Source organism: Amycolatopsis sp. NPDC049688 (assembly GCF_040674975.1).
Classification (GTDB): domain Bacteria; phylum Actinomycetota; class Actinomycetes; order Mycobacteriales; family Pseudonocardiaceae; genus Amycolatopsis.
This window is the reverse complement of record NZ_JBFANY010000019.1, coordinates 125,146-145,634: the sequence shown is the minus strand read 5'-3', so window position 1 is coordinate 145,634 and position 20,489 is coordinate 125,146. Positions and strand designations below refer to the sequence as shown.

At 72.9% G+C, this 20,489-nt stretch carries 25 protein-coding genes; 20 read left to right on the top strand and 5 right to left on the bottom strand.

The features are described 5' to 3' along the window. Nucleotides 1-2: 2 nt before the first annotated feature. From AB0J55_RS39605 to AB0J55_RS39580, 6 genes are all read left to right on the top strand, one after another. Nucleotides 3-572 carry a sigma-70 family RNA polymerase sigma factor gene (locus AB0J55_RS39605; RefSeq protein ID WP_364261072.1) on the top strand — a complete coding sequence of 190 codons (570 nt, stop codon included), beginning with the start codon at nt 3-5 and terminating at the stop codon, nt 570-572. Beyond that, nucleotides 569-1,054 (top strand): hypothetical protein, encoded by a 486-nt coding sequence (locus AB0J55_RS39600; protein WP_364261069.1) that lies wholly within the window; start codon nt 569-571, stop codon nt 1,052-1,054. Before AB0J55_RS39605 ends, AB0J55_RS39600 begins: the two co-directional genes overlap by 4 nt. 70 nt (nt 1,055-1,124) lie before the next feature. Next, a complete protein-coding gene (locus AB0J55_RS39595) occupies nt 1,125-3,671 on the top strand; it encodes a CHAT domain-containing tetratricopeptide repeat protein (RefSeq protein WP_364261066.1) in 2,547 nt (848 codons plus the stop codon). Between the two features lie 125 nt (nt 3,672-3,796). Beyond that, entirely contained in the window at nt 3,797-4,285 is a 489-nt protein-coding gene (locus AB0J55_RS39590) for a DUF4232 domain-containing protein (RefSeq protein ID WP_364261064.1), read from the top strand. A 20-nt stretch (nt 4,286-4,305) separates the two neighbouring features. Beyond that, the gene (locus AB0J55_RS39585; protein ID WP_364261061.1) at nt 4,306-4,881 is read left to right on the top strand and encodes a DUF4232 domain-containing protein; all 576 of its coding nucleotides are present in this window, start codon (nt 4,306-4,308) and stop codon (nt 4,879-4,881) included. A 212-nt stretch (nt 4,882-5,093) separates the two neighbouring features. Continuing rightward, the gene (locus tag AB0J55_RS39580; protein WP_364261058.1) at nt 5,094-5,930 is read left to right on the top strand and encodes a maleylpyruvate isomerase N-terminal domain-containing protein; all 837 of its coding nucleotides are present in this window, start codon (nt 5,094-5,096) and stop codon (nt 5,928-5,930) included. Here the strand turns inward: AB0J55_RS39580 and AB0J55_RS39575 are convergent. Together AB0J55_RS39575 and AB0J55_RS39570 are read right to left on the bottom strand one after the other, a co-directional pair. Then, nucleotides 5,927-6,502, bottom strand: a complete 576-nt coding sequence (locus AB0J55_RS39575; RefSeq protein ID WP_364261055.1) for a dihydrofolate reductase family protein — start codon at nt 6,500-6,502, stop codon at nt 5,927-5,929. The two genes, AB0J55_RS39580 and AB0J55_RS39575, sit on opposite strands and share 4 nt — an antisense overlap. A gap of 22 nt (nt 6,503-6,524) precedes the next feature. After that, entirely contained in the window at nt 6,525-7,508 is a 984-nt protein-coding gene (locus tag AB0J55_RS39570; RefSeq protein WP_364261053.1) for a small ribosomal subunit Rsm22 family protein, read from the bottom strand. Between the two features lie 145 nt (nt 7,509-7,653). Between AB0J55_RS39570 and AB0J55_RS39565 the strand changes: the two genes are divergently transcribed. Genes AB0J55_RS39565 through AB0J55_RS39555 form a run of 3 tightly spaced genes read left to right on the top strand, consistent with a single transcriptional unit; the run spans nt 7,654 to nt 9,734 of the window. Then, nucleotides 7,654-8,079 carry a YciI family protein gene (locus AB0J55_RS39565; protein ID WP_364261050.1) on the top strand — a complete coding sequence of 142 codons (426 nt, stop codon included), beginning with the start codon at nt 7,654-7,656 and terminating at the stop codon, nt 8,077-8,079. After that, on the top strand, nt 8,079-8,429 hold the full coding sequence (locus AB0J55_RS39560) for a YciI family protein (protein ID WP_364261047.1): 351 nt from the start codon (nt 8,079-8,081) through the stop codon (nt 8,427-8,429). Before AB0J55_RS39565 ends, AB0J55_RS39560 begins: the two co-directional genes overlap by 1 nt. A gap of 39 nt (nt 8,430-8,468) precedes the next feature. Continuing rightward, on the top strand, nt 8,469-9,734 hold the full coding sequence (locus tag AB0J55_RS39555; RefSeq protein WP_364261044.1) for an RNA polymerase sigma factor: 1,266 nt from the start codon (nt 8,469-8,471) through the stop codon (nt 9,732-9,734). On the opposite strand, the gene AB0J55_RS39550 is transcribed toward AB0J55_RS39555, so the two are convergent. Genes AB0J55_RS39550 through AB0J55_RS39540 form a run of 3 tightly spaced genes read right to left on the bottom strand, consistent with a single transcriptional unit; the run spans nt 9,731 to nt 12,792 of the window. Next, entirely contained in the window at nt 9,731-10,282 is a 552-nt protein-coding gene (locus AB0J55_RS39550; protein ID WP_364261041.1) for an HD domain-containing protein, read from the bottom strand. The two genes, AB0J55_RS39555 and AB0J55_RS39550, sit on opposite strands and share 4 nt — an antisense overlap. Nucleotides 10,283-10,292: 10 nt before the next feature. Continuing rightward, nucleotides 10,293-11,981, bottom strand: a complete 1,689-nt coding sequence (locus tag AB0J55_RS39545) for a lactate permease LctP family transporter (RefSeq protein ID WP_364261038.1) — start codon at nt 11,979-11,981, stop codon at nt 10,293-10,295. A gap of 28 nt (nt 11,982-12,009) precedes the next feature. Next, nucleotides 12,010-12,792, bottom strand: a complete 783-nt coding sequence (locus AB0J55_RS39540) for an IclR family transcriptional regulator (protein WP_004562351.1) — start codon at nt 12,790-12,792, stop codon at nt 12,010-12,012. Between the two features lie 741 nt (nt 12,793-13,533). On the opposite strand from AB0J55_RS39540, the gene AB0J55_RS39535 reads away from it, so the two are divergent. The 11 genes from AB0J55_RS39535 (at nt 13,534) to AB0J55_RS39485 (ending at nt 20,475) form a co-directional block, all read left to right on the top strand. Continuing rightward, entirely contained in the window at nt 13,534-14,727 is a 1,194-nt protein-coding gene (locus AB0J55_RS39535; protein ID WP_364261190.1) for a MurT ligase domain-containing protein, read from the top strand. Then, nucleotides 14,720-15,436 (top strand): glutamine amidotransferase, encoded by a 717-nt coding sequence (locus AB0J55_RS39530; RefSeq protein WP_364261035.1) that lies wholly within the window; start codon nt 14,720-14,722, stop codon nt 15,434-15,436. Before AB0J55_RS39535 ends, AB0J55_RS39530 begins: the two co-directional genes overlap by 8 nt. 96 nt (nt 15,437-15,532) lie before the next feature. Next, nucleotides 15,533-16,921: an ATP-binding protein gene (locus AB0J55_RS39525; RefSeq protein WP_364261032.1), complete on the top strand. Its 1,389-nt coding sequence runs from the start codon at nt 15,533-15,535 to the stop codon at nt 16,919-16,921. Beyond that, on the top strand, nt 16,921-17,601 hold the full coding sequence (locus tag AB0J55_RS39520; RefSeq protein WP_364261029.1) for a response regulator transcription factor: 681 nt from the start codon (nt 16,921-16,923) through the stop codon (nt 17,599-17,601). Before AB0J55_RS39525 ends, AB0J55_RS39520 begins: the two co-directional genes overlap by 1 nt. Before the next feature lie 185 nt (nt 17,602-17,786). Further along, a complete protein-coding gene (gene gvpO, locus AB0J55_RS39515; RefSeq protein ID WP_364261026.1) occupies nt 17,787-18,116 on the top strand; it encodes a gas vesicle protein GvpO in 330 nt (109 codons plus the stop codon). A gap of 16 nt (nt 18,117-18,132) precedes the next feature. Continuing rightward, a complete protein-coding gene (locus AB0J55_RS39510; RefSeq protein WP_364261024.1) occupies nt 18,133-18,417 on the top strand; it encodes a gas vesicle protein in 285 nt (94 codons plus the stop codon). Further along, nucleotides 18,414-19,148, top strand: coding sequence for a GvpL/GvpF family gas vesicle protein (locus AB0J55_RS39505; protein ID WP_364261021.1), 735 nt, complete (start codon nt 18,414-18,416; stop codon nt 19,146-19,148). Before AB0J55_RS39510 ends, AB0J55_RS39505 begins: the two co-directional genes overlap by 4 nt. Then, a complete protein-coding gene (gvpJ, locus tag AB0J55_RS39500) occupies nt 19,141-19,365 on the top strand; it encodes a gas vesicle protein GvpJ (RefSeq protein ID WP_364261018.1) in 225 nt (74 codons plus the stop codon). The genes AB0J55_RS39505 and gvpJ (AB0J55_RS39500) overlap by 8 nt, the downstream gene beginning before the upstream one ends. Continuing rightward, nucleotides 19,362-19,595: a gas vesicle protein K gene (locus tag AB0J55_RS39495; RefSeq protein ID WP_364261015.1), complete on the top strand. Its 234-nt coding sequence runs from the start codon at nt 19,362-19,364 to the stop codon at nt 19,593-19,595. The genes gvpJ (AB0J55_RS39500) and AB0J55_RS39495 overlap by 4 nt, the downstream gene beginning before the upstream one ends. Then, nucleotides 19,592-19,918: a gas vesicle protein GvpJ gene (gvpJ, locus tag AB0J55_RS39490; RefSeq protein ID WP_364261012.1), complete on the top strand. Its 327-nt coding sequence runs from the start codon at nt 19,592-19,594 to the stop codon at nt 19,916-19,918. Before AB0J55_RS39495 ends, gvpJ (AB0J55_RS39490) begins: the two co-directional genes overlap by 4 nt. Continuing rightward, the gene (locus AB0J55_RS39485) at nt 19,915-20,475 is read left to right on the top strand and encodes a GvpL/GvpF family gas vesicle protein (protein ID WP_364261009.1); all 561 of its coding nucleotides are present in this window, start codon (nt 19,915-19,917) and stop codon (nt 20,473-20,475) included. Before gvpJ (AB0J55_RS39490) ends, AB0J55_RS39485 begins: the two co-directional genes overlap by 4 nt. Nucleotides 20,476-20,489 lie beyond the last annotated feature (14 nt).

Below are 20,489 nucleotides of genomic sequence, written 5' to 3'. Positions count from 1 at the left end.
ACGTGGCCAAGACCGACCACGGCCGCGTGGCGGCCCTGTTCGGCGCCGCGCGGGAGGGCGACCGCGCGGCGCTGGACGAGCTGGTCGCCCTGCTCACGCCGCTGCTCTGGCAGGTGGCGCGTGACCAGGGCCTCGACGCCGACCAGGCGGGTGACGTCGTGCAGACGGCGTGGCTGCGGCTGCTCGGCTCGTTCGCGGAGATCCGCTCGCCGGTCGCGCTGACCGGCTGGCTGATCACCGTCACCAAACGGGAGGCCTGGCGCACGGGGGAACGCCGCCAGGTCGAACGGCCGCTGCCGGAACTCCCGGAGCGGCTGACCGAAGCGTCACCGGCACCCGAGGAGGGGGTGCTGCGCGACGACCAGCGCGCGCGGTTGTGGCGCGCGGTGGACAACCTGCCCGAACGCTGCCGCAGCCTGCTGCGGATCGTGGCGTTCGTGCACCGGCCGGACTACGCCGAAGTCGGCGCCCGGCTGGGGATGCCGAGGGGGAGTATCGGCCCGACCAGGGGACGCTGTCTCGCGCGCCTGCGCGAGCAGCTACTCGCCAACGGCGAAGGAGATTGGCTGTGACCACCGTCGAACCACCAGGCGCCGACGAGCCCTTGGACGAGCTCGACTTCCGGCTGCTGGCCGGCGTGCGCGAGCTGTGGGAAGACGCCGACCCGATGCCCGCCACGCTGGTGGACCAGATCCGGTTCGCGATCCAGCTGGAGGACGTCGACCTGGAGGTGATGCGCATCCGGGAGCAGGAGGGGCTCGCGATCACGCGCAGCGCCGCCGAACAGGGACGGCTCATCACGTTCGACAGCGAAAGCCTGACGATCATGGTGAACGTGAGCCCGGCACCGGGCGGGACGATCCGCCTGGACGGCTGGCTCACCCCGCCCGCCGAGCACCCGATCGAGGTCCGCACCGCGAACGGCCCCCTGACGACGACGTCGGATGAGGAGGGCCGGTTCGCGGTGAGCGGCGTGCCGCACGGGATGGTCCAGGTCCTGGTGCGCACCCTCGGCCGGTCGAGGACGGTGAGCACACCCGCGATCGAGCTCTGATTCCGAAGCTGCCTGGTACCTCCGGCGCGGAGGTACGATCCGGGGCGTTCCCCGGCCGAAAGGGCAGCCCGTGGTCGCGTCCCCGACGGTCGAAGACCGGGTCCGCGAGCTGCACCGGCGTGCGGTCGCGGCGACCAACGACGGCCAGCCGGTGGTCGGCGGGCGGCTGATCCGCTCCGCCGCGCGGCTGCTCGGGCTGCCGGCCGCGGAACCGCCGCCGGACTGGCCGGCCTGGCCGGACCTCGCGACGCGCGTCCTCGGCACGTACGCGGCCGTCGAAACCGCGCTGGGCAACAGCGCCCGCGGGCTCGCCCTGCTCGACGAGGCCGACGTGCTCGTGTCGGACGCCGGGCGCGGGATCCTGCGGCAGCAGCGCGGTCTGGTGCTCATCCTGATCGGCCGGATGGACGAAGCCCTCACCTGCTTCGACGAGGCGATCCCGCTGCTGCGGCAGGCCGGCGAGTTCGTCGTGCTCGCGCGGACGCTGCTCAACCGCGCGATGCTGCACCAGTACGCCGGGCGCGTCCGGCTGGCGCTCGCCGATCTCGACCAGTGCGAGCAGATCGGCGCCGGCCACCCCGGAGAGGACGGCCTCGCCCGGATCTTCGCCAAGGCGGCGCACGGCCGTGGCCAGGCCCGCGTGCTCACCGGCGACATCCCGGGCGCGCTGCGCGACTTCGACGCGGCGAGCGGGTTCTACGCCGAGCAGAGCGTCGGGATGCTGCCCGTGCTCGCCGTCGACAAGGCGCGGGCGCTGCTCGCCGCCGGCCTCCCGCACGAGGCCGCCGCCGAACTGGACGCGGCGCTGGAGCAGTTCCCGCGGCTGCGGATGAACCAGGAACACGCCGAAGCCGAGCTGACCCGGGCGCTGGCCGCGCTGGCGAGCGGCGATCCGGCCGCCGCGCGCAGCTGGGCCGGCCGCGCGGAACGCCGGTTTCGCCGCCGGGGCAACGAAACCTGGGCCGCGGTGGCGCAGCTGACCGTGCTGCGCGCGGACTTCGCGGCCGGGCGGCGGATCGCCCGGATCGGCGCGGAGGCGACCGCGCTCGCGGACCGCCTCACCGGCCTGGGCCTGCGCAACGACGCGGAAATCGCGGCGCTGCTGGCCGCGCGGGCCCGGATCGCGCTGGGCGACCTGGACGGCGCCCGCGCCGGGATCGCCCCGCGCGACCGCCGGACCGCGCCGCTGGAGAACCGCCTGGTGCGGCGGCTCGCGCTGGCCGAACTGGGGGCGGCGAGCGGCCACCGGCGCGTGACGTTCGCGAACGCGCGGGCCGGGCTGACGCAGCTGCAGCGGCACCGCAGCCGGTTCGGCAGCGTCGACCTGCAGACCGGGACGACGTCGCTGGGCAAGGAACTCGCCGCCGCGGGGCTCGCCGCCGCGCTGGCCCAGCGCTCGCCCGGCGTGGTGTTCCGCTGGCTCGACCGGTCGCGCGCGCAGGCGTTCCGGTTCCGGCCGGTGCGCCCGCCCGCGCACCCGGAGACCGTCGACGCCGTCGCCGAACTGCGGTTCCTCTCGATGCAGATCCGCGCGGGCGAGCTGTCCGGGAAGCCGGACACCCAGGCCGTGAAGCGGTGTGCCGCGCTGGAACGGGAGATCCGCGCCAAGGGCTGGCAGGCCGAAGGCGTGGACGCCGAGCACTCGGAGGCGAAGCTGCGCGAGGTCGGCGACGAGCTCGCGGCGACCGGCAGCGCGATGGTGTGCTTCCTCGCCGACCGCGGCGCCTTGTGCGCGCAGGTGATCGCGAACCACCGGGTGGCGCTGATCGAGCTCGGCCCGGCGTCCGCCGTCGCGGAGCCGGTCGCGCGGCTGCACAGCGACCTCGACGCGTTGTGCGGGCGGCAGCTGCCACCGCAGCTGGACCAGGTGATCCGCCGGTCGGTGCGGACGCAGGTGACCGCGCTGGACGCGATCCTGCTGGCCCCCCTGTCGTCCCGGCTCGGCGACCTCGACGTCGTCGTCGTGCCGACCGGCGCGCTTTCGGCGATCCCGTGGGGGCTGCTGCCGACGTTGCGCGGCCGCCCGGTGACGGTCACGCCGTCGTCGTCGGCCTGGCTCGACGCGGGGCACCGGGCCGGCCGGGCGACCGGGGCGCCGCTGCTCGTCGCGGGTTCCGACCTCGCCCACGCCGACGTGGAGGTCGCCCGGCTGGCGTCGCTGTACCCGGACGCCGAGGTGCTGACCGGCCCGGACGCCACGGTCGCGGCCACGCTCAAGGCATTCGACGGCTGCCGGCTGGCCCACTTCGCCGCCCACGGCCACCACGAGCAGGAGAACGTGCTGTTCTCGCGGCTCAACCTGGCCGACGGGCCGCTGATGGCCTACGACGTCCAGCAGCTCGCGACGGCACCCGAACAGGTGGTGCTGTCGTCGTGCGACGTCGGCCAGGCGGTGGTCCGCGCGGGCGACGAGGTCCTCGGGTTCACGGCGGCGCTGCTCTACGGCGGCAGCCGCACGGTGGTTTCGAGCGTGGCCCGGGTCGACGACCGGACCGCGGGTGGCGTGATGCTGGCGTTCCACAAGGCCCTGTCGGTGGGCACGCCCCCGGCGCGGGCCCTGGCGGACGCGGCGCAGGCGGAACCGCTGATGCCGTTCGTCTGCTTCGGCCGCAGCTGACTCCCTTTCCGACGTCCGGCGATCCTGCGGGTTGCTTTGCGGTGATCGATCGCATCCCGGCGCATCCCCGCGGGGCCGGTGGGCATCTTTCCCGGTGAGTCCAGTCGAGCACAGGGAGGACGACCATGAAGCGAGCTGGTACCGCGCTGATCGCCGGGGGTCTGGTGGCCGGTGGGCTGGTCCTGGCCGGCGGGACGGCGAGCGCCATGCCGAGCGATCACCCGTGCGCGGCTTCGGACGTGCGGGTGACCGTGGCGCCGGACCCGTCGAACGCGGCCGGGCACGAGGCTTACGTGCTGACCTACACCGCGGCTTCGCCGCACACGAACTGCAAGCTCGAGGGCGCGCCGACGGCGGTGTCCTTCCTGGCCGGCGGGCAGCGGCTCCCGGTCACCGCGACGCCGGACGGCAGCGAGGTGCGGCCGGTGAACCTGCGCGACGGCCACCCCGCGGTGTCCCGGATCGTGCAGCGCTCGGCCGCCGCACCGGCCACGCCGGACTTCGTCACGTTCGACCTGCCGACCGGGCCGTACGGGCAGCCGGTGAGCGTCGCGTGGCCCGCGGGGGCGCCGCTGAAGGGCGACACCGTCACCGTCACGCCGGTCGGCAGCTGAACTTCGAGAGGGGAACTCACATGAAGCGCATCTTGATCGGGCTCGGCACGGCGGCGGGGGCGTTCGCGCTGGCCGCGTGCGGCACATCGGCGGCGGCGCCGGGTCCGGCCGCACCCGCCGCCGGGTCGCCCGCCGGGGGAGGCGTGGCCGCGGCTTCGACGGCCACGCCGCGGTGCACGACGGCTGACCTGTCCGTCTCGCTGGGCAAGGCGGTCGAGAAAAGTCCCGGCCAGTTCGACGTGCCCCTGACGTACCGGAACGTCTCGGACCACACCTGCGGCCTGCACGGCGTGCCCGGCGTCGACCTGGTCGGCCCGGACGACCCGACGTTCGGCCCGGTGTACCACCTGCCGCGCGTCGACAACGGCGTGAAGTACAACGAGGTGACCCCCGGGACGACGGCTTCGGCCACGATCACGGTGCTGACGCCGTCAGAGGGCGGGGCGTCCTGGACGCCGGCGAAGCTGGTGACGATCCCGCCGGGCCAGACCCGGCCGCTGACCGTCGGATGGCCCGCTGACCTGCCGGTTCTCCGCCAGGACGCGGCAACCCACCCGGGCTCGTACGTGAACGGCATCCTGGCCGATCCGGCCTAACCCGTCACTCGATCGAGTGAAGCGCGGGGCCGCGCGTCATTCCTGACGCGAGGCCCCCTCTTCCTCGGTGCGGCGGTAACCGGCCGGCACGCCCCCCGACTGGCCGGTTACCGCTGCGAGTTTCACTACTCACGGTGGAGCGCGAGCCGGACCGAAAAAAGCGCACCTTCGAAGATCCAGGACGGCGTACCCGCCCGTTAGCGTCGAAGGCTGTGACGGTCGAACAGTGGCACGCGGTGCGCGCAGCCCTGCCGGAGGTCGGCGGCCGGTTCGCGGATTTGCTCACTGAGGTCCCGGACCCGCACGCGCGATCGCTGGGCGAGTGGTCGATCGCGGAGACGGCCGCGCACGTGGGCATGATCGCGCTGATGTACCGGGCGATGATCCGCGGCGACGGCGGCCCGCTCCCGCTGCCGGACCTGGCGGAGCCGATCGGGTCGGTGAGCGTGGACGCGATCGCCGGGATGAACGCGCTGGCCCTGCGGCTGTACCCGGAACGCGACCCGCTCCGCCTGGCCGAGCGGCTGCGCACGGACATCGCCGAGGTGCTGCTCGTCAGCGCGGACCTCGACCCGGAGAAGCCGGTGTGGTGGCTGGGCGGGTCCCGCGTCCCGGTGGCGGGCGTGCTGGCGCACCTGGTGAACGAGCTCCTGATCCACGACCTCGACATCGCCAGGGCGGCCGGCCGGCCGTGGCGCATCCCGGCGCGGCTCGAGGCGCTGTTCCTGGAGCTGTTCCTGTTCGGCATGGTCGCGGGCGGCATGGGCCACCTGCTGGACGACGCGAAGCCCTCGCCCCGCCGCATCGCGGTGGAGTTCCGCTCGGCGTACACCACCCCGGCGGTGCTGGCCCTGCAGCACGGACGGCTGCGGCTGGAGAAGCCGGACGGAACGGCCGACGTCCGGCTGAGGTTCGACCCGGCGGTGCTGGTGCCGATGATGTTCGGCCGGATTTCCAAGCTCCGCGCGGCTTTGCTCGGCGGGGTGTGGGTCAGCGGGCCGCGGCCGTGGCTGCTGCCGGAGTTCCTGCGGACCGTGCGGATGCCCTAGTTCAGCACCCGGAACGTCAGGTGCGTCGCGTTCGGCGTCTCCTGCACGGCTGTGCGCTCCAGCTTCACGTGCGCCCCCACCTCGGCGTCGAACAACCGCACGCCGGCGCCGAACAGCAGCGGCACCACGTGCAGGCGCAGCTCGTCAACCAACCCCGCCAGCAGGAACTGCCGCAACGTCGTGCCGCCACCCATCAGGACCACGTTCTCGTCGCCCGCTGCCGCTTTCGCCTGCCGCAACGCGCTTTCCACGCCGTCCGTGACGAACGTGAACGTCGTCGGGCCCTTGACCACCGGCTCGTGCGGGCGGTTCGTCACCACGAACACCGGCTTCTTGAACGTCCCGTCCTCGCCCCACGGGTCGACGCCCATGTCGAACATCGACCGGCCGACCACGAACGCGCCCGTTCCCTCGAACAGCTTCGCCGCGAACCCGGCCTCGGCTTCCGTGCCCTCGAACATCCACTCGTGCAGCAGGTCGCCGTCCTTGCCGAGGCGGTGCTCGGTGCTGGTGTCCGGGCCGGCCACGATGCCGTCGGCCGACATGCTGATCTCCGCGATGACTCTCCCCATGGGCCGCCACCCTGCCACGGGATCAGGCGGAAGACCAGCCGTCGCCCCACTCGGCGTCGCGCGCCGCGCGGTACCGCTGCCCCTGCTTCTTCGAAATTGCCGTTCCCGGCTTCAGTCCTTCCGAAGCCGTGCACAAGTCGAGCGCCACCCAGCCCTTGTGCTTCTTCGGATGCCGGATGATCCGCGCGTCCGGGCGTTCCGGCGAGACGCGCGCCGCGACGACGTACGCGAACTTCTCGTCCTCGAACCCGAGCGTGCCCGCCTTCAGCTTGCGGTGCAGCCCCGACCGCGGGAGCCGCGCGGCGAAGTGGCACCAGTCCTCGCCGGGCACGATCGGGCACGCCGCGTCGTGCGGGCACGGCGCGACCACGTGCAGGCCGAGGCCGATCAGCTGGGCCCGCGCCGCGCGGATCCGCTCGTAGCCCGCCGGGGTGCCCGGCTCGATCAGCGCGACCGCTCCCGCCTTCGCCGCCAGCCAGCGCACGACGTCCGCGCGGCCCGCCTCCGGCAGCTCCCCGAGCACGTACGACAGCGTGACGAGGTCCGCTTCCGGGGCCGGCGCCGCCGGGTCGGCGAAGCCGCGCCGCCACTCCGCGTTCCGGACCGCCGGGAGTCCGGCGCCCGCGGCGAGCCGCTTGCCGAGGCCGATCGCGCCGGCGACCTGCTCCAGCACAGTGCACTTCGCCAGCGACGGCCACACCTGCGCGGCCGCCCACACCGCCGCACCCGTGCCGCCGCCGACGTCGATCTGCGTACGCGGCTCGAAGCCCGGAGCGCGCGTAGCGGCTTCGGCGAGCACAGCGTGTACGGCGGCGTAGGTCGCCGGCATCCGGTAGCCCGCGTACGCGGCAACGTCGGCTTCGGAGCTCAGGATCGGCGAAGTCGCGGCGTCGCCTTGGCGGTAGCGCGCGCTGAGCCGGTCGACGGACTGCGTCAGCCGGGCCACCGGGTGCCGGGCCAGCTCGTCGTCGAGGGCGGCGGAAAGATCGTCGGGGAGAACGGCCACGGCTGTCGATTCTCCCCTGTCCGGATTGTCCGCCCGGATCGGCCCTGAGCTGCTAGTTTTCCGCCCGGGAAGTTTTTCGGCGCCGGCTGTCGATCCGGCGCCCGGCCGTTCGACGCGTAGGCGAAGGCAACGAAGGGAGACCGCGATGCGGTTCATGGTGATCGTCAAGGCGAACGAGGATTCCGAGGCGGGCAAGGGCCCCAGCGCGGAGCTGCTGGAGCAGATGGGGAAGTTCAACGAAGAGATGGTCAAGGCCGGCATCCTGCTCGCCGGCGAAGGCCTCACCCCGAGCTCGCAGGGCGCCCGGGTCGTCTTCTCCGGCACCGAGGAGCCCAAGGTCGTCGACGGCCCGTTCGCCGAGACCAAGGAACTGGTCGGCGGCTTCTGGATCCTCCAGTGCCGTGACCGCGAAGAGTGCATCGAGTGGATCAAGCGGATGCCCAACCCCGACGGCCACGCCGGCGAGGTCGAGATCCGGCGCGTCGCCGAGGCGGCCGACTTCGAGAACATGACGCCCGAGGTCGAAGCCCTCGAGGGCCGGTTGCGGGCGCAGAGCTCCGGGCAGGCGTGATGCGGTTCCTGGTGATGGTCAAGGCCAGTCCCGAGTCGGAGGCGGCCGACTTCCAGCCCGCCGCCGAGGAACTGGCCGAGATGGCCCGGTTCAACGACCGGCTGGCCGGCGAGGGCCGGATCGTGCTCACCGAGGGCCTGACGTCGAGCGCGGAAGGCGCGCGCGTCCTCTTCGACGGCGACGTCGAGCCGAAGGTCATCGACGGGCCCTTCGCGGAGACGAAGGAGCTGGTCGCCGGGTTCTGGGTGCTGAACGGCGAGTCGCTGGAAGACGTCGTCGCGCTGATGAAAGAGGTTCCCTGCCTCGGGCCGAGGGGCGGTGTGCTGGAGATTCGCCCGATCAGCGAGTAGCGGGTTGCACCGCGCCGAATCACCCTGTCTGATGGCCGGGTGACGGTTGCGGACACCCGGAGAACGGTCGAAACGGTCTGGCGGATCGAGTCGCCGCGGCTCATCGCGGGCCTGGCCCGGATGGCTCGCGGTGACGTCGGCCTGGCCGAGGAGCTGGCGCAGGACGCGCTGGTCGCGGCGCTGGAGCAGTGGCCGGACTCCGGGGTGCCGCGCAACCCCGGCGCGTGGCTGATGACCATCGCCAAGCGCCGCGCGGTCGACCAGTTCCGCCGCAACGAGCGCTACGCGGAGAAACTCGAAGAAGTCGGGCGCGACCAGCGGCTGGGTGAGGGCGTCCTGCCCGACTTCGACGCGGCGCTCGACGACCACATCGAGGACGACGTCCTCCGCCTGCTGTTCGTCGCCTGCCACCCGGTGCTGAACACGCAGGCGCGGGTGGCGCTGACGCTGCGCATGCTCGGCGGCCTGACCACGGACGAGATCGCGCGCGCCTTCCTGGTCCGCGAATCGACGATCGCCCAGCGGATCGTCCGGGCGAAGAAGGCCCTTTCGGCGGCGAAGGTGCCGTTCGAGGTGCCGGAGGGCGAAGAGCGCGTCGCCCGGCTGTCGTCCGTGCTCGAGGTCATCTACCTGGTGTTCAACGAGGGCTATTCGGCGACCCGCGGCGACGACTGGATGCGGCCGGCGCTGTGCGAGGAGGCGATGCGGCTCGGCCGCGTGCTGGCCGGGCTGATGCCGGGCGAGTCCGAGGTCCACGGCCTGGTCGCCCTGATGGAGCTGCAGGCGTCCCGCGCGAAGGCCCGCACCGGCCCGAACGGCGAACCGGTGCTGCTGCTGGACCAGGACCGTTCCCGCTGGGACCGCTTCCTGATCCAGCACGGCCTCGCGGCGCTGAGCCTGTCCGAGGAGCTCGCCGAGGGCGCGTACGGCCCGTACTCCGCCCAGGCGGCGATCGCGGCCTGCCACGCGCGCGCCCGCACGGCCGGGGAGACGGACTGGGTCCGCATCGCGGCGTTGTACGAAGGACTCGGCAAGCTCCAGCCGTCCCCGGTGATCGAGCTGAACCGCGGGGTCGCGGTGGCGATGGCGTACGGCCCGTCGGCGGGCCTGGAGGTGGTCGACGCAGTGGCCGGCGAACCCGCGTTGAAGGACTACCACCTGCTACCCAGCGTCCGCGGCGACCTGCTGCAGAAACTGGGCCGGCTCGAGGAGGCCGAGCAGGAGTTCCGGCGGGCGGCGGAACTGACGGAGAACACCCGGGAGCGCGCGCTGCTGCTGGACCGCGCGACGGCGGCGAGCCGCTAGCGTCCCCGCCAGGCGAGCGGCGAAAGCGTCAACGCCGCTTCGGCGATCTTCCGCGCGGTCTCCGTCTTCAGCCCCTTCTGCGCGGATTCGATCCACTCGCCGACCGGCCGCACGCCGATGTCCCGGTATTCGAGGGCCTGCAGCAGCATCTCCAGCTTGTCCGCGTCCTTGGCGCACAACGCTTCCGCCGACTCCCGGGTCTCGTACTCGTCCACCGCCGACCGCACCAGGTCGCGTGACCGCGGGGGCAGCGCGGCCGTCTGGTCGGCGGTGATCTGCCGCGGTTCCGGCTTGCGCAGGTAGTCCCCGGCCGTCAGCGGCAGGTCGCCCGTGCGCGTCTCCTGCGTGTCGTGCCACAGCGCGAGGAACGCCGCCCGCTCCGGGGCCGCGCCCTCCTCCGCCGCGATCAGCGCCGCCAGCTGGGCCGCGCGCAGGCTGTGCTCGCCGACCGACTCCGGGTCGCGGACGCCCGCGTGCCACCAGCCGGACCTCCTGACGCGTTTCAGCAGCCCGAGCTCGTAACCGAAGGACGCCAGCGGCTCACTCATGCCGCCCAGCCTAGGGCGACGGGATCATCGCCGTCAGGATCGTCGCCTGGAGGAGCGAAATCACCCCGACCACCGCGGTGAGCAGCAACGACCACAGGAACGTCTGCCGCAACAGGGAGCCCTCCTTGCCGCTCTGCCCGATCGCCGTCGCGCCGATCGACAGGTTCTGCGGCGAGATCATCTTGCCCATCACCCCGCCCGAGGTGTTCGTCGCGCCCGCCAGGATCGGGTTGAGGTTCAGCTGCTGCGCCGAGATCACCTGCATCGGGCCGAAGAGGCTGTTCGTCGAGGCGTCCGAACCGGTCAGGAACACGCCGAGCCAGCCGATGTAGGCCGAGAACAGCGGGAACACCGCGCCGGTCGTCGCCAGGGCCAGGCCCAGCGTCTGTGTCGCGCCCGAGTAGTTCATCACGAACGCGATGGCCAGGATCATGAAGATCGTCGCCAGCGCCCAGCGCATCTGGAACAGCGTGCTGCGGTAGGTCCGGAGCAGCAGCCCGGGACGCGCGCCCATCGCGAACCCGGCGATCAGCGCCGCGAACAGGGCGACCGTGCCCGGGGAGAACAGGAAGTCGACGGTCAGCGTCGCCGCGTACGGCGTGTTCTTCGCCGTGATCGGCGGGTGCTGCACGACGTGGTTGTGCAGGCCCGGCCACGCGAAGACCCAGTCCGCCTTGTGCAGCAGCTTGGTCAGGTCGAGCCAGGCGGGGAGGTTCTTGAAGATCGTGCCGATCCGCGACAGGAAGATCGCCAGGATCAGGATGATGTAGGGCATCCACGCGTAGAGCGCGCCGCGCTCGGCCTGGGCGGCGCCGAGGCTCTTGACCGCGGGCGCTTCTTCGCCGTCGAAGCGCCACACCGCGGCGGGCTGCCAGAACCGGGTCAGGATCCACAGCGCGGCCATCGCGGTGAGCGCGGCGAGGACGTCGACCAGGCTGGCGCTGATGTAGTTGGACGCGACGAACTGCATGACCGCGAAGGCGAGCCCGGCGGTCAGCACGGCCGGCCACACCTCGAGCATGCGCTTCCAGCCGGCCAGGACCACGACCAGGAACGCCGGGATGATCAGCGCCAGCACCGGGACCTGCCGCCCGACGGCCGCCGAGAACAGCTCGGTCGCCTGGTCCTGCTTGAGGTGCATGATCGGCGCGGTCAGCCGGCCGAGCACGATCAGCGGGTTGCCGAGGCCGCCGAACGCGACCGGCGCGGTGTTCGCCAGCAGCGCCAGCACGACCGCCTTGACCGGCGGGAACCCGAGCGCGGCCATCATCGCCGCGGTGATCGCGATCGGCGACCCGCCGCCCGCGACGCCTTCGAGCAGCGCGCCGAAGCCGAACGCGATCAGCAGCGCCTGCAGCCGCCGGTCCTCGCTGAACCCGGCGAGGACGCGCTTGATGGCGTCGAACCGGCCGGTGGCGACGGTGACGTTGTGGAAGTAGACGGCGTGGAAGGCGATCCACGCCACCGACCACACGCCGAACACGAGCCCCATCGCCGCGGAGTCGAAGGCCAGCGCGGCCGGCATCCGGTAGAGCAGCAGGGCGACACCGAGCGCGGTGACCAGCGCGAGGGCCGCCGAGAGGTGCGCGGAAAAGCGGATCACGCCGAGCGAAACCAGCAGCACGATGATCGGCAGCGCGGCGAGCAGCGCGGACAGCCACAGTCCGCCCGCCGGCTGGTAGTCCTGGATCCACGTCACGGTCGGCTCCTTCGCCGTCTTCTGGTGGTCAGGCCGGCCGGCCCCGGACGTACCCGAGCCGGAGGGAAAGGGCGGCGGCGGTCCCGGCCACGGAGGCCCCGAGTTCGTCGAGGCGGCGCAGCACGCGAGGAGCGGGCCCGGCGATGCTGATGGCGGCGATCGGCCGCCCCGAGTGGTCCCGCACGGCGGCGGCGACGCACCCGACGTCGGGCTCGTTTTCGACCTCGTCGATCGCCCACCCGCGGCGGCTGGTCTTCGCGAGCTCGTCGAGCAGCCGGTGCGGATCGCTGATGGTCTTGAGGGTCAGCGGGTCGAGTTTCATGCGGCGGACCCGCTCGAGCCGATCGGCTTCGGGAAGGGCGGCGAGCCAGGCTTTCCCGAGCGAAGTGGCGTGCTGCGGCCGCCGCGTCCCCAGCCGGCAGGCGAGGGTGACGGCACTGGCACTGCGTTCGGTGGCGACGTAGACCATGGTGTCGTTGTCGGGCACGGCGAGGTAGGTGGTCTCTCCGGACCGTTCGGCCAGCGAGGCGAGGTACCGCGGAGCACACCGGTGCAGATCGGTGGCGGCCATCGCCCGCGCCCCGAGCTCGACGAGCCGCGTACCGAGCCGGACGCGCCCGGTGACCTGGTCTGCTTCGAGGTACTCGAGGTTCTTGAGGGTCCCGACGATGCGGTAGGCGGCACTGCGCGAAAGCCCCAGTTGCCGCGCGATCGCATTGGTGGAAATCTCCTGGTGCCGGCCGACGTGCTCCAGCACGGCGAGTCCGCGTTCGAGAGTCCCGCTTTGTTCCAGCCCGCGCTCCGGTCCCACGATGCCCTCCGTTGGACAGTTTCCCGCTCAGCGGTACGCCTTTCCGCTGGCTGGGGTTGGACGGTAACACCTCCGATGTATCTGCGGAAGATCTTGTATTTGTTCGCAACAATGCGGGTAGTTGTGGATGCTAATTGGTTCAACATCCGATGGTTAAGTTTCCTACCTATGGCGGTTGTGGGGCTGTGGACGGGGTTGTCCGGCGGGTTCGAGGGGGTGTTTGTTCATATGTGTGAATGGGGGCGCGGGTTGTCCACGGGGTGCGGGCGATGTGGACAAACCGGTTGAGAGGCGCGGTTTTTCGCGGTTGTCGTCAGTCCCCGCCGATACGCTGGACCCGGGGGGCGCCCCCGCGGCGGGTGGGTGGTTTTCGGGCCGCCGCTGCACCCGCGCCCGATCCGACGGCCGCAGCCTTGCGCCGGCTCGGCTGCCGCAGTCTGCCCGAGGCCGGCGGCCCCGGCCTCGCACCCGACCGGCTGCAGCAACCTCGCACCGCCCCGGCTGCCGCGGCCGGCCCACGGCCGGCCGCGCACCGGGCCCCGCCCCCTGCCGCGGCAGCACCACCCACCGGGCCCCGCCCCCTGCCGCGGCAGCACCACCCACCGGGCCCGGCAGCCGGGCGGCGCATCCCAAGCTCGTCACGCCCCCGAGAGCCCCGTCACGGACTCAGGAAAATCACAGCGCCCGGCAGGCAGCATCCAGCCGGTGTCCCTCCGAAATCCCCTCCGAACCCGCGCGTCCGTGGCCGCCGGGCGGCTGACCGCCTGGCTTTCCCGCAGCTCGGGGCTCGGCCGCGGTGGCATGATCGGTGGCCGCGTCACGCTGGCGCTTGATCCGCAGGCCCTGCGCCGCCTCGGCCGGGAACGGACCGTGGTGCTCGTCACCGGCACCAACGGCAAGACCACGACCTCCCTGATGCTCACCCGCGCCCTGGAAGCCCTGGCGGAGGTGGCCGCCAACAGCGACGGCGCGAACATGCCCGACGGCATCCTCGCCGCCCTGACCGCCCGGCCCGAAGCGCCGTACGCCGTGCTCGAGGTCGACGAGACCTACCTGCCCTGGGTGGCCGACCAGGTCCGCCCCGCCGTCCTCGTCCTCCTCAACCTCAGCCGCGACCAGCTGGACCGGGTCGGCGAGGTCCGCGCCATGGAACGCGACCTGCGAGCCGCCATCGCGGACCTGCCCGGCACGGTCGTCGTCGCGAACTGTGACGACGTGCTGGTGACGTCCGCCGCGAGCGCGGCCGCGAAGCTCGTGTGGGTGAGCACCGGCCGCCGCTGGACCGGCGACTCGACGGCGTGCCCGCGCTGCGAAGGCCGCGTCGAAACCCACGAGCGGCACTGGGGCTGCGCGTGCGGGCTCGCCCGCCCGGAGCCCGGCTGGACGCTCGACGGCGACCTCGTCCGGACGCCCGGTGGCCGCGAAGTCGACCTCGACCTGCGGCTGCCCGGCGAGGTGAACCGCGCGAACGCCGCGCTCGCGCTCGCCGCGGCGCACCGGCTCGGCGTGCCGCCGCACACCGCCGCCGCCCGGCTCCGGACCATCACCGACATCGGCGGCCGCTACCGCACGATCCGCCGTTCGCGGCACTCCGTGCGGCTGATGCTGGCGAAGAACCCGGCCGGCTGGGTCGAGACGCTGCGCGTGCTGGACGAGGACACCCCGGTCGTCGTCGCGGTCAACGCCCAGGAGGCCGACGGCCGGGACCTGTCCTGGCTGTGGGACGTCCACTTCGAACGGCTCCGCGGGCGCCAAGTGGTCGTCACCGGCGAGCGCGGCGCCGACCTGTCCGTCCGGCTCTGCTACGCCGAGGTCGCGCACTGGGCCGAGCCGGACCCGGTCACCGCGATCGACGCGCTGCCGCCCGGCGCCGTCGAGCTCGTCGCCAACTACACCGCCTTCCGCGACCTGGTCGGCAGGCTGCCCAGTGGCTGACTCCACCGTCCACATCGGACTACTGCTGCCGGAGGTGCTGGGCACCTACGGCGACACCGGCAACGCGCAGGTGCTCGGCAAGCGGCTGCAGTGGCGCGGGCTCGACGCCGAGGTCGTCCCGGTCGGGCTCGGCGAGCCGGTGCCGTCCACATTGGACCTCTACCTGCTCGGCGGCGGCGAGGACGGCGCCCAGGTGCTGGCCGCCGCGCACCTGCGCAAGTACCCCGGGCTGCGGCGGGCCGTCGCGGCCGGCGCGGTCGTGTTCGGCGTGTGCGCCGGCCTGCAGGTGCTCGGCACCCGATTCCGCGGCCTCGACGGCGTCGACCACGACGGTCTCGGCCTGCTCGACGTCACCACCGAACCCGGCCCGCAGCGCGCGGTCGCCGAGCTGGTCGCGACGCCGTCGCGGCTCCTCGACGGCGAAGCCCTGACCGGGTTCGAGAACCACCTGGGCGTCAGCAAGCTCGGCACCGGCAGCGAGCCGCTCGGGCGGGTGGTGCGCGGCACGGGCAACGGCGACGGCACCGAGGGCGCGGTGACCGACCGGGTCGTCGGCACCTACCTGCACGGCCCGGCGCTCGCCCGCAACCCCGCGCTGGCCGACCTGCTGCTGGCCTGGACGATCGGCCACCCGCTCCGCCCGTTGAGCCTGCCCGAGGTCGAACGCCTGCGCGGCGAACGGCTCACCGGCCCGCGCCGCCGCCGGTGAACCGTGGCCGAAGTCCCTCGCCCGGCCACCTGCGCTGGGCGCAACCAACGCCACATCGGGGCGCTCGGGGCCGTGAGCGGTGGCTACGCTGCGTTGGTGAAGTTCGGCAGGGTGATCGCCGCGACCGGCGTCCGGATGCGCACCACCGCGGTGGCGGTGTTCGCGCTCGCGCTGGCCGTCGCCACCGCGGGCGTGGTCGTGGTGATCCTGCTCGAGGAATCGCTCGACCGCAGTGTCACCGAGAGTGCCCGCAGCACCGGGCGGCAGGTCGCCATCCAGCTCGTCCGCGAAGGCGCGCGTGACCTGAGCGCCAGCGACGTCGCCAGCACCGGTGACACCGAGGCCGTCACGCAGGTGCTGGACGCGCGGGGCACGCCGATCGCGAGCGACCCGGCGATCGTCGGGCACCCGCCGCTGACCACGGCCCGGCCGGCGGTCGGGCAGGAGGTCATCGAGACCCTCCCGCTGGGGCTGAACGGCGACAGCGACGACTACCGCGTGGTGTCGCAGGAGGTGAACGGGCCGGGCGGGCCGTTCACCGTCATCTCCGCGCGCTCCCTGGAACCGGTGACGGAGGCGTCGACGCGGCTGACGCTGCTGCTCGGGCTGATCGCCGTGCCGCTGCTGGCGATCGCCGGGTTCGCGGTGTACCGCGCGGTCGGCTCGGCGCTGCGGCCGGTCGAGCGGATGCGCCGGACGGTCGCGGAGATCTCCACCCGCGACCTCGCCGCGCGCGTGCCGCTGCCACCGGGCGGCGACGAGGTGCACCGCCTGGCCGTGACGCTCAACGAGATGCTCGCGCGGCTGGCGTCCGCGCAGGCCGCGCAACGCCGGTTCGTCGCGGACGCCAGCCACGAGCTGCGTTCGCCGCTGTCGACGATCAGCACCGCGCTCGACGTCTCCGGGCGGCACCCGGAAAGCACCGGCGACCTGGTGCCGGTGATCGGCCGGGAGACCGCGCGGCTGCGCGAGCTCGTCGACGACCTGCTGATGCTGGCCCGCACCGACGACACGACCGACCGGCCGCAGCGCACCGAGGTCGACCTCGACGACATCGTCCGCGCCGAGGCCGAGCGGCTCCGCGGTGAGAGCGCGCTGGAGGTCGAAGTCCGGGCCGGGCCGGCGAAGGTGCACGGCAGCGAGGCCCAGCTGCGGCGGGCGGTGCGCAACCTGGTCGACAACGCGCGCGGGCACGCGCGCTCGCGCATCCGCGTCAGCAGCGCGGTGCGCGGCGACGTCGCCGTCGTCGAGGTGAGCGACGACGGCCCCGGCGTCGGGCCCGCCGACCGGGAGCGGATCTTCGAGCGGTTCGTCCGGCTCGACGCGTCGCGGCAGCGCGGGCACGGCGGAACCGGGCTGGGCCTGCCGATCGTGGCCGGCATCGCGGCGCGCCACGGCGGCCGGGCGTGCTACGCCGCGTCGGACGAGCCGGGGGCGCGGTTCGTGATCGAGCTGCCGGTGATCGAACTGCCGAAGGAGGAGTAGTGCGCCTGCTGATCGTGGAAGACGAGCGCGAGTTCGCGGAGACGCTCCGGCGGGGGCTGGTCGCCGAGGGCTTCACCGCCGACGTCGCGCACACCGGTCGCGAGGGCCTCTGGCGGGCGACCGAGCACGAGTACGACGTCATCGTGCTCGACATCATGCTGCCCGAGCTGTCCGGTTACGAGGTGCTCAAACGCCTGCGGGCGGCCGAGAACTGGACGCCGGTGCTGATGCTGACGGCGAAGGACGGCGAGTACGACGAAGCCGACGCCTTCGACCTCGGCGCCGACGACTACCTCTCCAAGCCGTTCTCGTTCGTCGTGCTCATCGCCCGGCTGCGGGCGTTGCTGCGCCGCGGCGCGCCGGCCCGCCCGGCCGTGCTGGAGGCGGGCGACCTGCGGCTCGACCCCTCCGCCCGGACCGTCCACAGGGGACAGACACGGATCGAGCTCACCGCGCGGGAGTTCGGGTTGCTGGAGTTCCTGCTGCGGCGCACCGGGACGGCGTTGTCGAAGAACGAGATCCTCGGCCACGTCTGGGACGCCCACTACGACGGCGACGAGAACGTCGTCGAGGTGTACATCGGGTACCTGCGCCGCAAGATCGACGCGCCGTTCGGCACGCACACCATCGAGACGGTCCGCGGTGTCGGGTACCGGCTCGTGGACGTTACCCGATCGTGACGTGAAGGCCGTTTACCGGAAATTGGTGCCGCTGGGTGTCCCGGCGTTGAGCCGTTTGTCGCCCCGGGTTGCCGCGGATTGCCCAATCGGGCGCGCGAACCGGTGAAAAATACCGTGCCGCGACCGCCGTGCACATGATCCTCCCGGTTGCTACGGTGGGCCATCCACCCGCGACGAGGAAAGCGATGACGGAATCGCCACCACCTTTCCCTGCCCTCGACAACAATACGCCAGAACCCGCCGGGAAATCCGTTTCCCGGCTTCGCGCCGCCGACGCCATCCAGGCGGCGACGGCCCAGTTCGGCGTGGTCACGGGCCAGACCCCGCATGCCGTCACCGGGATCCGCAGCCGCGGCAACGGGGCCTGGTCCGTGCTCCTCGACGTCGTCGAGCTGGCCCGGATCCCGGACTCCACCAGCGTGATGGCCACCTACCGGGTGGACATCGACGCGGACGGCGAGCTTGCCGCGTGCGAGCGGCTGCGGCGGTTTACGCGGGGCACCACTGATTCCTGAAAGGAAGGTCGACAGATTGGCCGCTTCGTCCGATTCGTTGGCAGACATTCTGGAACGCGTGCTCGACAAGGGTGTCGTGATAGCCGGTGACATCGGCGTCAGCGTGGTCGACGTCGAATTGCTGACCCTGCGGATCCGCCTGTTCATCGCCTCCGCGCAGACCGCCCGTGAAATGGGCATGGACTGGTGGACGAACGACCCGTTCTTCGCACCGAATGCCGAACGCCGTGAACTGGCGGCCCGCGTCGCCGAATTGGAGGCCCGGCTGCCCGTGCCGGGCGGGAGGGAAGAACCCCGGTGAGCACCGGAAACTGGCTCTGCGCGTACGCGATCACCCGCAACCGGCCGTCCACGTGGGACGTGGGCCCGGCGCCGCGGCTCATCGGCTACCGCGACCTCGGCGTGGTGGTCTCCGAGGTGGCGCCGGCCCGCTTCGACCGCATCGACACGCTCGACCCGGTCGACGGCACGCTCGCCGAGCTCGCCCGCGAGCACGACGCGGTGGTGCGCGCGGTGTTCCGCAGCGAGCCGGTGCTGCCGCTGCGGTTCGGCACCGTCCTCGACGGCGAGGACGCGGCCCGCCGGCTGCTGGCGGCGGGGTACGACCAGGCCCGCGACTGCCTCGAGGAGGTGGCGGGCCACCGCGAGTGGGGCATCCGGATCCGGCACGTGGAGCCGGCCGCGACCACCCGTCCGGACGCGGCGGGCCTGACGGGCACGCAGTACCTGGTCCGGCGCCGCGAGCGGCTGAAGGCGATCCAGCGGGCCCGCGAGGACGTGACCGGCGCGGCGGACCGGCTCGAGGAGGCGTTGCGCAAGCAGGCGGCGGACAGCGTGGAGCGGGCCAGGCCCCACGGCGTGCTGGTGAACACCGCGTACCTGGTGGAGACGAGCCGCGAGGCGGAGTTCCACGCGGAGGTCGAGTGGTTCGCCCGCGAGCTGCGTGCGGCGGGGGCGACGGTGGAGACGTCGGGGCCGTGGCCGCCGTATTCGTTCACCGACGTCAAACTCGGCGCGGCCGCCGATGCCTGACACCGAGGCCGCCGGGGTGCCGGATCGCGACCTGCTCGCCGAGGTCTTCACCCCGTCCGGCACCAACGCGGCCGAAGCCATCGTCGACCTGCTCGACCGGGTCGTGCACCGCGGGGCCGTCGTCACCGGCGACGTCGTCATCTCGCTCGCCGGCATCGATCTCGTGCGGCTCGACCTGCGGTTGCTGCTGCTCGGGCTCGAAGGAACGCCCGGATGACCGAACGGATCGCCGCCGACGCCGGCCGGGGGCTCGGGCACCTCGTCGTCACCGTGCTCGACATCCTCAAGGAAGTGCTGGAACGCCAGGCGTTGCGGCGGCTCGACGCCGGCACCCTCACCCCGGACCAGGTCGAAGCACTCGGCCAGGCCCTCATCGCGCTGGAGCTCCGGTTCGCCGAGATCCGCGCCGCCCTCGACGACATCCCCGCGACCGAAGGAGCGAAGTGACCAGACCGGGACAGACCGGTGGCGGACTCGCCGACACCCTCAACATCCTGCTGGACAAGGGCCTGGTCATCGACGCCACGGTGAAGGTGTCCCTGATCGGGATCGAACTGCTGTCGATCGAAGCCAGGGTCGTGATCGCCAGCGTCGACACCTACATCCGCTACCTCGAAGCGATGCAGCGGGTGACCGCGCAGGCGCAGCAGCCCAACCCCGGGCAGGTGTCCATCGGGCTGGAGCAGACCGTCGGGCTGATCCCGCCCCCGCCGCCGACCCCGGCCGTCGCCGTCCCGGTGGAGCCCGCTGTTCCCGTCGAACAGCCGTGACGCTGCAGCTCTACGGCGTCGTCCGGGCCGGGCACCCGCGGGCGCCGCGGACGGTGTGCTGGGAGGACCTGGCGATGGTCGTGGGCGATCCCGAGCCCGATCCGGCGGCGCACCTGGCGGTGGTGTCCGCGCTCGTCGAGGGCGGCCCGGTGCTGCCGGTCCGGTTCGGCACGGTGGCCGAGGACGAGGACACCGTCCGCACCGAGGTGCTCGCCCCGGCCGCCGGCACCTACCGCGCCGACCTCGACCGGCTCGACGGCCTGGCCGAGGTGCACGTCTGCCTGCGGTTCACCGAACCCGGGTCGGCGTGGCGGGCGGCCCGCTCGGACGTCCTGCTCGCCCAGGTCGCCGAACGCGCCCAGGACTCCGTGGCGCTGCCCGCCGGCGAGAGCGCCGACGAGCGGTGGGCGTTCCTGGTCGGGCTGGGCGACCTGCTCGTCGTCCGGGACGCGGTCGCCGGGCTGGCCCGCGACCACGGCGTCCAGGCGGACTGGCTCGGGCCGCTGCCCGCGTACAGCTTCCTCGACCGGCGGACGTGCTCCCGGTGGAGCTGGTGAGCGCGGGCGGAACA